Source organism: Aeromonas sp. 601027 (assembly GCF_049174455.1).
In the GTDB taxonomy this organism is placed as follows: Bacteria; Pseudomonadota; Gammaproteobacteria; order Enterobacterales; family Aeromonadaceae; genus Aeromonas; species Aeromonas veronii_A.
This window is the reverse complement of record NZ_JAAKTN010000008.1, coordinates 165,259-179,562: the sequence shown is the minus strand read 5'-3', so window position 1 is coordinate 179,562 and position 14,304 is coordinate 165,259. Positions and strand designations below refer to the sequence as shown.

The window sequence follows — 14,304 nt, the reverse complement described above, 5'->3', positions numbered from 1 at the left end:
GCGGGTCTTGTCCCGCATCGTTCTACTCATTGCGCCACCGTTTCGCCAACGTGCGGGCGGTGGCCAACACGGTTTCCCGAGCCGGGTTGGGCCGCTTGCCACCGCGCCACGCCATCATCACATCCCAATGCTCCTGCGGCAGATTGCGCACATCGAGCCTGACCAACCGCCCCACCTCCAGATCCCGCTTGATAGCCAGCTCCGGCATCAGGGTGATAAACCCGTGTTCCAGCGCCAGATCCCGCGCTGCACTGGCGGGTTGCACCGCATGCAGGGGGCTGGCCGCCCGCCGCAGCCGCCGCAACTGCTGGATAAAGACGTCACACCCCGGCCCCCATACCTGAGGCGCCAGCCGCTGGTCGGCAATATCCTCCAGGGTGAGGCCGTGACAACCGGCCAGCGGATGCAATGGCGAGGCGATAGCGATAATGGGGGAGCAGCAAAGCAGCTCCATCTGCAGGCCCGCAACCGGCGGACGCTTGAGTACAAAGCCGATATCGGCCTCGCCAGTCAGCAGCGACTGCATGATCTCGCCGGAGTGATCCGTGGTGCAGCGGATCTCGAACGGCTCATCCACCAGCTCCATCAACAGCGAGCCAAACACCACCGAGGTGAGCGAAGGGAGGCTGGAGAGACGGATACAGGGCAGTGCAGGTGCCCCCTGCAGTGCCAACCGTCCTTCACTCAGAGTGGCCAGCGCCGAGCGGGCGGCAGGGAGAAACTCCTCGCAGGCACGGGTCGGCGTCACCCCGCGCCGATGACGCTGAAACAGCGGTGCCCCGAGGCTCTCCTCCAGCTGGGCAATCCGCTGGCTCACCAGCGGCTGTGACCAGCCACGAATGGCCGCCGCCTGACTGAAGCTGCCCAGCTCGGCCACATCCAGCAGCAGTTGCAGATCGTCCAGATCCATAGACATAAATAATCCTGATATGAAATATAGGTAGTTGTCGTCTACCACTATATCTAAACCCTCTCCAGAATGAAGGTATCTGTGAATGAGAGGGCGTTATGGTCGATAGGGCGAGGTTTTGGGGACGCTGGTTTCTGGCGCTGGATACCACACTGGTGATCCTGGGTTTCTTTGTGGTGATGCCGATGATCAGCCTGCGCTTCGTCGATCAACTCGGCTGGGCCGCCGGTCTGGTGGGGCTGGCCCTCGGCCTGCGCCAGCTGACCCAGCAGGGACTGGGGATCTTCGGCGGCTCCCTCGCCGACCGCTTCGGCGCCCGCCCGCTCATCGTCACCGGCATGTTGCTGCGCGCCGTCGGCTTTGCCACCCTGGCCTGGGCCGACAGCGGCGCCATGCTGATCTTCTCCTGCTTCCTCTCCGGACTGGGCGGTTGCCTGTTCGATCCGCCACGGGCCGCACTGGTGATCAAATTTACCCGTCCCCATGAGCGGGGCCGCTTTATCTCCCTGCTGATGATGCTGGAGAGCGCGGGAGCCGTCACCGGTGCCCTGCTAGGCAGCTGGCTGCTGCGCTTTGACTTCACCTATGTCTGCCTGCTGGGTGCCGGGCTCTTCACCCTGGCGGCTCTCTGCAACTGGACCCTGCTGCCCGCCTACCGCCTCTCGGTCAAACCGACTCCGATGCGAGAAGGGTTGGGACAAGTACTGGCAGATCGCGCCTTCTGCCGACTGGTGCTGATCCTGAGCGGCTACTACATGCTGTGGGTACAGGTGATGCTGATTTTCCCCATTCTGGTCAAGCAGCTCTCCGGTACCACCACGGCGGTGGGCTGGATGTACAGCCTGGAAACGGCGCTGTCACTGGCGCTGCTCTACCCTATCGCCCGTTTCAGCGAGCGGCGCTATCGGCTGGAGAGCCGACTGATGGCAGGTATCCTGCTGATGACGGTGGGGATCGGGCTGGTCGCTTTCGTCAGCACCCTCTCCGGCATCTTCGTACTGCTGGCCTGCTTCTATCTGGGGATCATCATCTGTGAACCGGCCCGGGAGACCCTGATGACCCGGCTGGCCAACCCCACAGCCCGCGGCAGCTACATGGGCTTCAGCCGCCTCGGACTGGCGCTGGGAGGCATGACCGGCTACGTGGGCGGTGGCACCCTCTATGACTTCTCGCTGCAACAGGGACAACCGGCCCTCCCCTGGCTGGTGCTGGGCACCATAGGCGTCGCCACCATGCTGCTGCTCGCCCGCTGCTTCTCCCGCCGCCCGGAGCTGGCTATCAGAGCCGCCGCCTGACGACCGCCCCACCTGCGGCAGCCCAATCAGCGGGGCTGCCGCTTACCACATATTCTGCAAGCCATCACAGCAAAAGGTTGCGAATTACAACTTTTACGCTATTTTAGTTGTCATGCACAACTAAACAGGAAACCACGATATGGATCCCCGTCCCCTGCGCGCCCTGTCGCGCGATCTGGTTCGCGAACTCGGCATGCTCTCCCAGCAGTGCGGCAACCTGGCCCTCACCCCCATCGAGGCTCACCTGCTGATCGAGCTGGAAAACGCCCCGGCCACCAACCAGCAGCTGGCAGAAAAGCTGCACATCGACAAATCCAACGCCAGCCGTCCGCTGGCACGCCTCGCCGAGCGGGAGCTTATCAGCTGGCACCCGCACCCCTCCGACGGCCGCAGCAAGGAGGCCCGCCTCACCGTCAACGGTCAGGGGATGCTGCTGGAGTTGCACCGGGAGATGGACGGGGCGATGGAAGAGATGCTGGCGCAGTTGAGCCTGCCCGAGCGGGAGCAGTTGTGGCAAGGATTACGTCTCTATCGCAGCGCCCTCTCCCGCGCCCGTCGCCAGCGGGGTTACCAGATCCGCCCCATCACGGCGGCGGACAATGCCCAGATCGCCTTGGTGATCCGCGCCGTCTCGGCCGAATATGGCCTCACCGCCGACAAAGGGTATGGGGTCTCGGATCCCAATCTCGACACCCTCTCCCAGAGCTATCAGGGGGAGAAGAGTCGCTACTGGGTTATCGAAGGGCCGGACGGTTCCATCCTCGGCGGTGGTGGTATCGCGCCATTGGCGGGAGAAGAGGGAGTCTGCGAGCTGCAGAAGATGTACTTTATGCCCGCCCTGCGCGGACTGGGCCTTGGCAAACGGCTGGTATTGCAGGCACTGGATGCCGCTCGTGGTTTGGGCTATCGCCGCTGCTATCTGGAGACCACTGAGGTACTGCGCGAAGCCACCAGCCTCTATGAATCACTGGGCTTTGAACATCTGCCAGGCCCCCTTGGCTGCACCGGCCACGGGGATTGCGAGATCTGTATGGTGCTGACACTGGGGTAGCCCCACTCATCCCCAACCCTTCTCCCGCAAGGGGAGAAGGGGGCAAAACACTTCCGCGATCTTTCAGGCAGACCTCTGATGGTTCCCTCTCCCTCCGGGAGAGGGCTAGGGTGAGGGCTGCTTGCGACTGGTATATGCTGAACCATTCCCCCCTGCATCCCTCCTTAAACAGGCAAAACGGCACAAAACAAGAGACCCCGCCGAAGCGGGGTCTCTTTGATTATCTGCCAACAGGCAAACAAACCGTTATCAGTGCTCGCGAGTCTGGCGGAACTCCACGTCGGGGTGACGCTCCTGGGCCAGGCGCAGGTTGACCATGGTCGGCGCGATATAGGTGAGGTTGTCACCGCCATCGAGGGCCAGGTTGACCTCGTTCTTGCGCTTGAACTCTTCGAACTTCTTGACGTCAGTCCCTTCCACCCAGCGGGCGGTGGAGACGTTGACCGCCTCGTAGATGGCCTCGACGTTGTACTCACTCTTCAGACGAGAGACCACCACGTCAAACTGCAGCACACCGACCGCACCAACGATGAGGTCGTTGCTGATCAGCGGACGGAATACCTGCACCGCGCCCTCTTCGGAGAGCTGGACCAGCCCCTTGAGCAGCTGCTTCTGCTTGAGCGGGTCGCGCAGGCGGATGCGGCGGAACAGTTCCGGTGCAAAGTTCGGGATACCGGTGAACTTGAGATCCTCACCCTGGGTGAAGGTGTCGCCGATCTGGATGGTACCGTGGTTGTGCAGACCGATGATGTCACCGGCGAAGGCGTCTTCCGCCTGCTCACGGTCACCGGCCATAAAGGTCACGGCATCGGAGATGTTCACATCCTTGCCGATACGCACGTGGCGCATCTTCATGCCCTTGCTGTAAGTACCTGACACGATACGCATAAAAGCGATACGGTCACGGTGCTTCGGATCCATGTTTGCCTGGATCTTGAATACGAAACCGGAGAACTTCTCCTCGGTCGCCACCACTTCGCGGCTCTCGGCCTTGCGCGGCATAGGAGACGGCGCCCAGTCAGTCAGGCCATCCAGCATGTGGTCAACACCGAAGTTACCCAGTGCGGTACCGAAGAAGACCGGGGTCATCTCGCCAGCGATAAAGGCATCGTGATCGAACTCGGGAGAGGCGCCCTGCACCAGCTCCAGCTCGTCACGCAGTTGCCGGGCCAGATCTTCGCCGACGGCGGCATCCAGATCCGGGTTGTTCAGCCCCTTGACTACACGCTTCTCCTGAATGGTGTGGCCCTGACCGCTCTGGTAGAGATAGGTCTCATCCTTGTAGAGGTGATAGACACCCTTGAAGGATTTGCCACAGCCGATTGGCCAGGTGATCGGGGCGCACATGATCTTCAGCTCGCGCTCCACCTCGTCCATCACTTCCATCGGATCGCGCACTTCGCGGTCCAGCTTGTTCATGAAGGTGAGGATAGGGGTATCACGCAGACGGGTCACTTCCATCAGCTTGCGGGTCCGGTCTTCAACACCCTTGGCGGCATCGATGACCATCAGGCAGCAGTCGACCGCGGTCAGGGTACGGTAGGTATCTTCAGAGAAGTCCTCGTGACCCGGGGTATCGAGCAGGTTGACCAGACAATCGGCATAGGGGAACTGCATCACCGAGGTGGTGATGGAGATACCACGCTGCTTCTCCATCTCCATCCAGTCGGATTTGGCGTGCTGGCCCGAGCCACGGCCCTTGACGGTACCGGCGCGCTGAATGGCCTGTCCGAACAGCAGGACTTTTTCAGTGATGGTGGTTTTACCCGCATCCGGGTGCGAAATGATCGCAAAAGTGCGTCTCTTGGAGACTTCACTCAGAAATTCAGCTGACATAATTCAACGTTCTTCTATTGAGCGGTGGCATCAGCCACCGTGGGAATAAATCCGGAATGCCGCTCACGGCACATGTATACGCAACAAAAGCCACGCCAGCTGGCGTGTTGCCAACCTGGTGGAGAGAGGGAGGAGGGTTGCGTTACATGGGTCTTCTCGCCTGAGTCAAAGCAAAATTGCGCGGCATTATACCCGTACGGGTGAAAAATACCCAGTCCGTCAGTTGTCTGTTTCCACCCGGTTGCGCCCAGCCCCCTTGGCGCGGTAGAGAGCAGCATCTGCACGACGGATCAACGCGGCCAGATCCTGATCATCATCGCGCTGGCAGGCACACCCGATGCTGATGGTCACCGGATGGGACAAACCGGGCAACGCCCGTTGGCCGACCCTGGCGCGGATCCGCTCAGCCAAACGGGACGCCTCCTCCAGCCCCGTCTCCGGCAGCAGTGCTAAAAACTCCTCTCCACCGGTACGGCCCAGCAGATCCTGCTGCCGCAACTCTCTTGCCACCATTCGGGATACCCACTGCAGTACCCGATCGCCCTGATGATGACCCAGCGAATCGTTGATCCGCTTGAAGTGATCGATATCAAAAAGCAGCAGAGAAAAGGGCATTTGCTGCCTGCGGGCCAGCTCAAAGTGCTCGCGCCCATCCACCAACACCCGACGCCGGTTATCGATACCGGTCAGCTCATCGGTAAAGGCCAACCGATGCATCCGACGATTGCGCTCCAGCAACCACCTCATCGTCAGCAGAGCCACTCCACCGCAGAGCACCATCACCACCAGCAACCAGAAGCGACGCTCCTTGCTCTGCGCCAGCTCCTGCCGCTGCAACTGCTGCTCGACCCGCAATCGCTTGTTCTCTTCCGCCTGGCGGGTCAGTTCAAACTGGCCGCGCACCCAGGCTGTACTCTGCTCTCGCTGCATCTGGTCGAGGCGCTGCTCTTGCACCAAATGATCCCGCAAGGCCGCCAGCGCAGCCGGATAGTCCCCTTGCAGCTCGAATGCTTCGCTGCGCACTGCGTAGAGATCCATCAGGTAACGAGTGTGCCCCTCAGCCTTCAGGATCGGTTCAATCTTCGCCAGTGCGATCAAGGCCGGGGCCGGATCCCGCATTTTCACCTGCAGTTTCGCCATTACCAGCTCGAGATGGGCGTGGAGGATAGGATCAACTTCAGGGGTGAGCACACCTGCTGCCTGCGCCAGCAAGCGTCCGGCCTGCTCCAGGCGCGCCAGACCGAGCAGAGCCTCCGCCAGCATCACTTGACGATCCGCATGTTCAATCCGGTACTCGGGTTGTTGCAAAAAGGCGAGACTACGTTCGAGCTCCTGCTGCGCTTCCTGATAGCGCCCCGTCTCCAGATAGACCAGAGCCAGCTGCTCTCTCATCCTGGCCAAACCGAACCCGTCATGGTTGTGGGCAAAGTGTTCATGCAACCGGTTCAGGGTAGTGAGTGCCTCGGCATAGAGACCCATGCGGCGAAACGCGGCGGCAATCTCGAGCTGCGCCCGGTTATACCAGGTGGTCAATCCCAACCGTTCGTAGATGTCGTGCGCCCTGGTGAGATCCACCAGCCCCTGCCCTGACGCCCCCTGAAACGACAACATGGCTCCCCGGTGGGACAGCGCCAGCGCCTCCAGCTTGAGCACAGCGGCCTCCCTTGCCAACCGCAGCCCCTCATCATAATCCCGACGGGCCTGTGCCACCTCGCCGAGCAGCTGATTGAACCAGCCACGACAGATGAGCAACTCGGCAATGGCTGCGTCATCTCCCCGTTGTTGAGCCAGCACCAGTTGGCTGTCGGCATACGCAATCGCACGGCGAGACGCCTGGATGTCATCGGCAGATTGGGCCCAGCAAGCCAGACGACTGATCCGCATCAGCTGGGACGGTGGATAGTCGCTGCCATCCCGCAGCAAGCGAGCAACGCGCTCCCGCAGCAACTCGATAGGCTGATGGACCTGCTCCATCTCCTCCAGTTCATTTTCCAACTGCTCGGGGGACAAGGGTCTGGCTGCCAGCCCGAATACCGCCAGCAACAGCAGCAAGGCAAGTCGGCTCATAAACACTCCGGATGAATGGGGAAAGAGCAGCAGGCGACCCGATACCGGAAAATCACCCTGTAACAACGGCTGTAAAGGCTACCGCAAGGAGAGAGGACTTGAATGGGTTTCATCTCACATTTTACAGCAATATCATAACGTTGGAATGAGGAGGGGGATACAGAGCGAAGGAGGGGGCTGGCTCCCTCCCGGTAACTAATGATGCTGCCAGCGCCGCAGTAGCCGGCCGCGCAGACCGCAATCGAGCAGCCAGCTGTTGTCAAAGACCCGCAACAGTGCCGGTTTGGCGTGCCGGGACATGGCCACTGCGTGAAAGCGGGTCTGGCGCTGGCGATAGCGGTTCATCTGCTCGAGCAGGGCATGGGGCAGACTCTGAGCGATAAAGTCCGAAATAACCAGCACATCTGCCTTGGCAAAAGCGGGCTCATCGAGTTTGACCAGCGCCTTCTCCAGACAAGGCACCAGATCGGTACCACCGTGAAAGCTCATGGAGAGGAAGCGCTCCGCCTTGTCCAGTCCGGTATCGGCGGTGATCTCAAGGGTCGCCACCTCGGTAGAGAAGAGCATCAGGTAGCAACCGCGCTTCTCATCCATCGCCACCTTGAGCAGCGCAAGAAAGAGTGCCTTGGCACACTCCTCGGGATAGCCCCCCATGGAGCCGGAGGTATCGACACAGACGATAAAGGGGCCCCGCTGCTGCAACTGCTGCCCCCCCTGCTCCGGGGTGCGCAGCATGATGCGCTGGCGCGGCAAGGTGCCGCGTGACTGGTAACTGAGCAGGCGCCGCTCCAGATAGCGGCGGTAGAACTCCAGCTCCAGCTCCGGCAGCCCCAGCATCACCGCCTCGCTTGGCAGTAGCCGCATCAGGTCGCTCGCCTGGTGGATGCCCACCAGGTCGTCCGGCACATCGTCGCTGGGGGCGGGCTCCAGCTCCAGCACCTGAACCGGTGGCACCGGCTGCTCCTGCGCCCGGCGATCCCGCTCGCTGCGCCCGAGAAGAGCGGCAATCTCCGCCAGCAAGGGCTCGCGCTGCAACATACGGGCGTATTGCTTGACCAGCACCAGACTGCGTTTGTGCCAGTGCCCCTGCGCCAGATCCCAAAGACCACCGGCTGAGATCTGGTTCGGATCGAGGGCATCGGCCAGGGTGCGGCTCGCCAGCAGCTGATCTTCAATCTCCTGACGCTGCTTCTCCCGCTCCGCCTCGGCGATCTGCTGCTGCAGTTGCAGCAGGCTCCCCACCAGACTGGCACGCCACTTGTCGATAAAGAGCTGGCGCAGCCCCTCGGTGGGGTGAGCCATCAGCTGGCGAACCAGCGAACGGGCCTCACCGGCAAAGGGGCTGTAGTGATCCAGCGACTCCAGCAGGGCGGGCAGGCGACCAATCAGCTCGGTCATCGGCAACTGCCGGTGCGCCTGATAGAGCAGGTACTCCTGCTCCAGCGCCACCGGCACCGGCTTGTGACGGATCTCCTCGCCAAGCTGCTCACCCCAGCTCTGCAGGCGCTTTTTCAGCAGCTTGCCCTGCAGCGGGGAGCGCTTGATGAACTCGGAGATCTTGGGCGACGCAGCAAGCAAAAGTGCCACCTCCCCTGCCAGCTCCCCTTCACCGATCAGGAGCCCCAGATCCAGCATGCCAATCTCAAGCATGAGCGCTCCTTACTCGTCCAGCCTTGGCAACCGCTCGCGCCACTGTGTCAGCTCGCCGCGCAGCAGTTCAAGATCCCGGCTCAGCACGAAGAAGCTGTCCTCCACCTGTTGCAGCCAGCGCTGGGCAATAAAGAGGTGCTGCCGATGACGATCGAACAGAGTACGCTGCTGTTTAAGCTCCAGTACCACCTTGCCAACCTGGGCAAGCAGCTCATCAAGCGCTTGCAGCCAGGGCTCCAGCACCACCTCGGGGATGGCGTTGCGCTCCATCAATACCAGCGGGATCTGCTGGCGCTGGATATCGAGCACCTGCAGGCGCAGCTCATCGTCAAGTACCAGCTCGTAGTGTCCCTCTTTCGGGTTGCCATATTGATAACCCACCAGCGCCTCGCCGGTCGGATGCCAATGGGAAAGCAGGGTACGATCGAACACCAGGGTGCTGGTGAGACGCTCGGGATCGCTGCCATCCAGCGGTGCCGGGGTGAGCAGATGGAAGTGCACCTGCTTGCCAAAGGGTCTGGCGTTGGCGAGCGGGATCTCGATCCCCCTCGCCCGTCGGCCAAACCACTGCTTGCGCTTGCGCGCCTTGCAGCAGAGACGTTGTGCCACGCCCTGTTTGAGCTGTTTGAATTGATCCCGCAGGGCAAGCAGCTGGCGGGTCAAGGCCAGTTGCTGATAACCGTAGAGACGGGAGAACTCGGTCATCATCTCCAGCAGGGCGGTGCGGGACTCCTCGTCATGCCAGAGACAATCCTTGAACAGCAGCAGATCTACCGGTGCGACCTCATCGCGGCCATTGAAGAAGGCGCTCGCCTTGATGAGCCGTACCGCCTTCTTCCAGCGGCGATCCGACACATAACAGCGATGGGCCAGCTGGCTGTCTAGCTGCTGGCGCAGCTGATAGATAAGTTCGAAACAGGCATCCGGCAGGCGCACCTGCTCAATCTGGCTCTGCCACTGCTCGTACTCATCCCCCCGGATCTGCAGGGATTCCGGCAGATTCTGGTGGGCGTGACCGTCGCTGGCCAGCATGGATTGAAAGTTGGCTTTCTCCTGCACCCGGTCCATCCAGATCCGCACCAGCATCCGGTCGTAGAGCGCTTCCAGCCCGCTGTCCGGCGCCGGCAGCTCGTTGGAGGCGGTCACCAGCAGCCGCATGGGGATGGGATGCTGGCTATCACCATTGCGGAACTGCCGTTCGTTGATGGCGGTGAGCAGGGTGTTGAGAATGGCGGGACCCGCCTTCCAGATCTCGTCGAGGAACACCACCTCAGCCTCCGGCAGATAGCCGGCAGTGAGGCGCAGGTATTTGCCATCCTCTTTCAGCGCCTGAATGGAGAGGGGGCCAAATACCTCCTCCGGTGTGCTGAAACGGGTCATCAGATATTCAAAGTGGCGGGCGTCGTGAAAGGCCAGCTTGAGGCGACGGGCAATCAGACTCTTGGCGATACCGGGTGGCCCCAGCAAGAAGACACTCTCACCGCTGAGGGCTGCCAGCAGACCGAGGCGCAGGGCATCCTGCCGTTCATAAAGCCCCTCACCAAGGGCTGCCAGCAGCCGGGGCAGGCGCTCCTGGATGGGAATAAGACGCGCAGGGTTCTGGGCTTGAGCTAAAGACGACATAGAGAGTGTTCCGAAGCTGGGATGATGTTAGCCCCAAGGCGTGATATCCATTTGCTCGACCTTGGGTTTTGTCTTGTTATGATGTTTATTCTGGTATCTCTTGCCGCACAATACCCGCCTCTGGCAGGAAAAAACGCAAAGGCAGTGCGATACCGTATCGGCAGCGTGCTGCGCCCATGCATAGCCAGTGTCGTGATGGCACCATGCCCGCATGCGCCAGATGATGCGTTGCAAAGGGTGCAGCAAAAGCGGTTCGAGTGTACCCTGCGCAACACAATTTTCCCCAACGCAGATCAAGAGTGAGTCGCCCCAGATGCAAGATCCCGTTCGTCAGAGCATGTTGGCCCGCATGGGCATTCAAAGCTGGCAACTGCGTCGTCCGGCATTGCTGGGTGCAGATCTCGTACCCGAGCTTGCGCAAGATGCCGTGCAGCCCGACCAGACAGCACCGGCCACCCGCGCTCCGCTGCCCAGCGGCAAACTCTGGTTGCTGGCGCCTCAGCTGCCTGCCACCACGCTGCTGGCGGATATCTGCCAGCTGCTCGGCATGACCCCCGACGAGGTCTCACTGCTCAGCGAGCTGCCGCCTGCCAACCTGCAAACGGCGGATGCCTCACCGCTGCTCTGGCTGACGGAGGCCAACCCGGAACGACCCGATGCGTTGATCTGTCCGCTGGCCCCCAGTGCCGCACAAAAGCGCGCCCTGTGGCAACAACTACGCCGACACCTGGCGAACAGTACGGCATGATCCTGCATCATGCCTTCAACGCCCTCTTGGAAGCCGCTCTTTTTACCTGATTTTACAAAAGTCGTCTTTGCCAACCCCGACATCCTCCACCCAGTCACCCGGAGTCAACATGCCTGAGTTTCGTCCCCTGCTCGAAGCCGATTTCGACCTTGTCTATCCCATAGAGCAGGCCGCCCACAAGGAGCCCTGGAGCCAGGCCAACCTGCTATCCTGCTTCGGTCCTCGCTATCTCAACGGCTTGATGCTGGTCGATGGTCGCCCGGCCGGCTTCTATATCTCGGATCTGGTGGCCGGAGACAGCTCGCTGATGAATATCTGTGTCCACCCCGAATTTCAGGGCAAGGGGTTGGGACGGACACTGCTGCAAGCCTACCTGACTCGCAGCAAACAAGCCGGGGCAGAGGCCTGGTTTCTCGAGGTGCGGGCAGGCAACCAGACCGCCATCAACCTCTACGAGAGCGCCGGCTTTGCCGAGTATTGCCGCCGCGCCGACTACTACGGCACCGGCAATGATCGGGAAGATGCGGTACTGATGTCCCGCCTGTTCGACTTCAGCTGATCCCGCCTCAATCGAGGGGGGCGTTATCCATCGCCGGATCCTGCAAGGAGAGAGTGGTGTGAACCACCGCCTCGAATCCTGCGGCGGAAAGCGGCATATAGAAGCCCCGCAGCCAGGTTTTCCCCGGCATCCATATCTGCTGTATATCCACCACTATCTTGATCGGTTTGAGGGGTTGACCCGGCTGCTGGATATAGATGCCGGGCGGTGTGGCCACCTTGGGAAAACGGCGCAGGATCTGTTCACTACCATCCCCCTTGCCCGGATTGAGCCGCACCTTGACCAATCGGCTCAACGGCACTCTCATCTCTTCACTGCGCCAGAAGCGTTCGTTCAATGCCTTGCAGCGACGGCACTTGGGGGTCTCCAGCACATAGAGCAGCGGATAGCCCAGCGCCAATGCCTGCTGTTGGGCCTGCTGGTATCCCTCCGCCCCTTCATACCAGGGATTCGCAGGCTGCTGTGTCTTGCCCAGAAAGTACCAGGCCGCCCCGCCCCCCACCATCATGAGCACGATCACGGCCAATGCCCCTTTCATCCATAGATTCATATCGTTAACTCTCCCTTTGCTCCTTTGCAGTATCGGCCACTCTGCACAAAGGAAGAGCTATTTGCACTCTTTGTGATCCAAGACAAACAGCGAACACTTGTAAGCTGTAATCTTGGAGTTTAAACTCTAGCCCGATTTTTAGTGCCCTTGCGGGCGTACAACTGTAATTAAAGGATGTTTAACTGATGCCGAAGCTTCATCTGGTTCGACTGATGCGTGAACGTATTGCCCAGCTTGGCAACAAGGCTGCCCTGCGGGTTCAGCAAGATGGCCAGTGGCGCACCATCGGCTGGCGTACTCTGGGCCAGGCCATGGACTACTGCGCACAGGCGCTGATCCGTGCCGGCCACCAGCCCACCGAGATGGTCGGCATCTATGCCCGCAACATGCCGGAGTGGACCCAGGCCGATCTCGGCATCTTGGCCGCCCGCGGTGTCAGCGTCCCTATCTATCCCACCAGCACCCTCGATCAGCTGCGCTACATCGTCAAAGATGCCGGCATCAAGGTGCTGTTCGTTGGCGAGCAACCCCAGTTCGATCAGGCGCTGAAACTGATTGAAAGCGGCGAGATCCGCCAGATCGTCGCCCTCGATGGCAGCGTCAACCTGCGCGGCTGTGAGCAGGCGAGCCACTTCCAGACATTTCTGGTCTCCGGCAACCATCAACCCAGTGAGCAGGAGCTGCGCGAGCGGGAAACCCAGTACCGGATGGATGATCTGCTGACCCTGATCTACACCTCCGGCACCACAGGCGAGCCCAAGGGGGTCATGCTCGACTTCAACAACATCGCCGCCTGTTTCGAGATGCACAACAGCCGCCTCGATCTGAACGAGCAGGATGTGTCGCTCTGCATGCTGCCGCTCAGCCACGTATTCGAGCGGGCCTGGAGCTACTACGTGCTCTATTGCGGCGCCGAGAACGTCTATATCCGCGATCCGCAGAAGGTGATGGATGTGATTGGCGAGGTGCAGCCGACCGTGATGTGCGCCGTGCCGCGCCTCTACGAGAAGGCCTATGCCATGATCCAGGCCAAAGTCGCTCAGGCTCCGGCTCTGCGGCGCGCCCTGTTTGGCTGGGCAACCCGTGTCGGCAAGCAGATGGTTGCCACCCGTCAGACGGGCAAGTCCGCTTCCCCGCTGCTCTACGGCCAGCTCTGGCTCGCCGAGCGACTGGTGTTTCGCAAGCTGCGCGCCCGCTTCGGCGGCCGCACCCGCTTCCTGCCGGTGGCGGGCGCCCGTCTGGCCGACGATGTGAACCTCTTCTTCCAGGCGATGGGGCTCAACCTCAAGTACGGCTACGGCATGACCGAGACCACCGCCACCGTCTGCTGCTACGAAGACAGCCAGTTCAAGCTCGGCTCCATCGGCACGGCACTGAACGGCATCGAAGTGAAGCTGGGTGAGAACAACGAGCTGCTGGTGCGCTCCCCCACAGTGATGCGCGGCTACTACAACAAGCCGGACGCCACCGCCGAAGTGATGACCGAGGATGGCTTCCTGCGTACCGGCGATGCCGGTGAGCTCGACAGCCAGGGCAATATCTACTTCACCGAGCGCCTCAAGGAGCTGATGAAGACCTCCAACGGCAAGTACGTGGCCCCGCAACTGGTGGAAGGGACCATCGGCAAGGATCGCTTTATCGAGCAGATCGCCATCGTCGCCGATGCCCGCCACTTCGTCTCGGCGTTGATCGTCCCCTGCTTCGAGTCGCTGGAGGAGTACGCCCGCTCCATCAACCTGCAGTACCAGTGCAAGACCGAGCTGCTGCGCCACTCCCGGGTAATGGAGTTCTTCGAAGCCCGCATCGCCGATCTGCAAAAAGAGCTGGCCAAGTTCGAGCAGGTGAAGAAGTTTACCCTGCTGCCGAGCGCCTTCTCCATGGAGCTGGGTGAGCTGACCCCCACCATGAAGCTGCGCCGCAAGATCATCGAGGCCAAGTACCAGAGCGAAATCGAGGCCATGTATAACCACGTCTGATATCGCTCAGGTTCAGAGAAATAAAAAAGCCGCTCACTC

11 protein-coding genes are annotated in these 14,304 nt (G+C 61.1%); 5 read left to right on the top strand and 6 right to left on the bottom strand.

Annotation, left to right across the window (positions count from 1 at the left end; genetic code table 11):
* Positions 1-22: 22 nt before the first annotated feature.
* Positions 23-916 (bottom strand): LysR family transcriptional regulator, encoded by an 894-nt coding sequence (locus tag G5193_RS12380; RefSeq protein WP_005340524.1) that lies wholly within the window; start codon positions 914-916, stop codon positions 23-25.
* Positions 917-1,008: 92 nt separating this feature from the next.
* Here G5193_RS12380 and mdtH point away from each other — a divergent pair, with 92 nt between their 5' ends.
* Together mdtH and G5193_RS12370 are read left to right on the top strand one after the other, a co-directional pair.
* Positions 1,009-2,205 (top strand): multidrug efflux MFS transporter MdtH, encoded by a 1,197-nt coding sequence (gene mdtH, locus G5193_RS12375; RefSeq protein ID WP_421206103.1) that lies wholly within the window; start codon positions 1,009-1,011, stop codon positions 2,203-2,205.
* Positions 2,206-2,344: 139 nt separating this feature from the next.
* Positions 2,345-3,256: a bifunctional helix-turn-helix transcriptional regulator/GNAT family N-acetyltransferase gene (locus tag G5193_RS12370; protein WP_005340520.1), complete on the top strand. Its 912-nt coding sequence runs from the start codon at positions 2,345-2,347 to the stop codon at positions 3,254-3,256.
* A gap of 249 nt (positions 3,257-3,505) precedes the next feature.
* Here G5193_RS12370 and prfC read toward each other — a convergent pair whose 3' ends face one another.
* From prfC to G5193_RS12350, 4 genes are all read right to left on the bottom strand, one after another.
* Entirely contained in the window at positions 3,506-5,092 is a 1,587-nt protein-coding gene (gene prfC / locus G5193_RS12365) for a peptide chain release factor 3 (RefSeq protein ID WP_005349018.1), read from the bottom strand.
* 219 nt (positions 5,093-5,311) lie between these two features.
* On the bottom strand, positions 5,312-7,159 hold the full coding sequence (locus tag G5193_RS12360; protein WP_421206102.1) for a diguanylate cyclase: 1,848 nt from the start codon (positions 7,157-7,159) through the stop codon (positions 5,312-5,314).
* A 195-nt stretch (positions 7,160-7,354) separates the two neighbouring features.
* Positions 7,355-8,809 (bottom strand): ATPase RavA stimulator ViaA, encoded by a 1,455-nt coding sequence (gene viaA / locus G5193_RS12355; protein ID WP_216952886.1) that lies wholly within the window; start codon positions 8,807-8,809, stop codon positions 7,355-7,357.
* A 9-nt stretch (positions 8,810-8,818) separates the two neighbouring features.
* Positions 8,819-10,432, bottom strand: coding sequence for an ATPase RavA domain-containing protein (locus G5193_RS12350; RefSeq protein ID WP_266134770.1), 1,614 nt, complete (start codon positions 10,430-10,432; stop codon positions 8,819-8,821).
* A gap of 313 nt (positions 10,433-10,745) precedes the next feature.
* On the opposite strand from G5193_RS12350, the gene G5193_RS12345 reads away from it, so the two are divergent.
* Complete coding sequence (locus tag G5193_RS12345) at positions 10,746-11,180, top strand: DNA polymerase III subunit psi (protein WP_227341928.1); 435 nt, start codon at positions 10,746-10,748, stop codon at positions 11,178-11,180.
* A gap of 109 nt (positions 11,181-11,289) precedes the next feature.
* Positions 11,290-11,739, top strand: a complete 450-nt coding sequence (gene rimI, locus G5193_RS12340) for a ribosomal protein S18-alanine N-acetyltransferase (protein WP_216952883.1) — start codon at positions 11,290-11,292, stop codon at positions 11,737-11,739.
* 7 nt (positions 11,740-11,746) lie between these two features.
* Here the strand turns inward: rimI and G5193_RS12335 are convergent, their stop codons facing one another.
* Positions 11,747-12,247 carry a hypothetical protein gene (locus tag G5193_RS12335; protein WP_406596058.1) on the bottom strand — a complete coding sequence of 167 codons (501 nt, stop codon included), beginning with the start codon at positions 12,245-12,247 and terminating at the stop codon, positions 11,747-11,749.
* A 227-nt stretch (positions 12,248-12,474) separates the two neighbouring features.
* Here G5193_RS12335 and G5193_RS12330 point away from each other — a divergent pair, with 227 nt between their 5' ends.
* Complete coding sequence (locus G5193_RS12330) at positions 12,475-14,265, top strand: AMP-dependent synthetase/ligase (RefSeq protein WP_421206101.1); 1,791 nt, start codon at positions 12,475-12,477, stop codon at positions 14,263-14,265.
* Positions 14,266-14,304: the final 39 nt, after the last annotated feature.

What these genes read in the sequence shown, in the direction of transcription:
- G5193_RS12380 (WP_005340524.1), bottom strand. Translation starts at nt 916, where the DNA reads ATGTCTATGGATCTGGACGATCTGCAACTGCTGCTGGATGTGGCCGAG.
- mdtH (WP_421206103.1), top strand. Translation starts at nt 1,009, where the DNA reads ATGGTCGATAGGGCGAGGTTTTGGGGACGCTGGTTTCTGGCGCTGGAT.
- G5193_RS12370 (WP_005340520.1), top strand. Translation starts at nt 2,345, where the DNA reads ATGGATCCCCGTCCCCTGCGCGCCCTGTCGCGCGATCTGGTTCGCGAA.
- prfC (WP_005349018.1), bottom strand. Translation starts at nt 5,092, where the DNA reads ATGTCAGCTGAATTTCTGAGTGAAGTCTCCAAGAGACGCACTTTTGCG.
- G5193_RS12360 (WP_421206102.1), bottom strand. Translation starts at nt 7,159, where the DNA reads ATGAGCCGACTTGCCTTGCTGCTGTTGCTGGCGGTATTCGGGCTGGCA.
- viaA (WP_216952886.1), bottom strand. Translation starts at nt 8,809, where the DNA reads ATGCTTGAGATTGGCATGCTGGATCTGGGGCTCCTGATCGGTGAAGGG.
- G5193_RS12350 (WP_266134770.1), bottom strand. Translation starts at nt 10,432, where the DNA reads ATGTCGTCTTTAGCTCAAGCCCAGAACCCTGCGCGTCTTATTCCCATC.
- G5193_RS12345 (WP_227341928.1), top strand. Translation starts at nt 10,746, where the DNA reads ATGCAAGATCCCGTTCGTCAGAGCATGTTGGCCCGCATGGGCATTCAA.
- rimI (WP_216952883.1), top strand. Translation starts at nt 11,290, where the DNA reads ATGCCTGAGTTTCGTCCCCTGCTCGAAGCCGATTTCGACCTTGTCTAT.
- G5193_RS12335 (WP_406596058.1), bottom strand. Translation starts at nt 12,247, where the DNA reads ATGATGGTGGGGGGCGGGGCGGCCTGGTACTTTCTGGGCAAGACACAG.
- G5193_RS12330 (WP_421206101.1), top strand. Translation starts at nt 12,475, where the DNA reads ATGCCGAAGCTTCATCTGGTTCGACTGATGCGTGAACGTATTGCCCAG.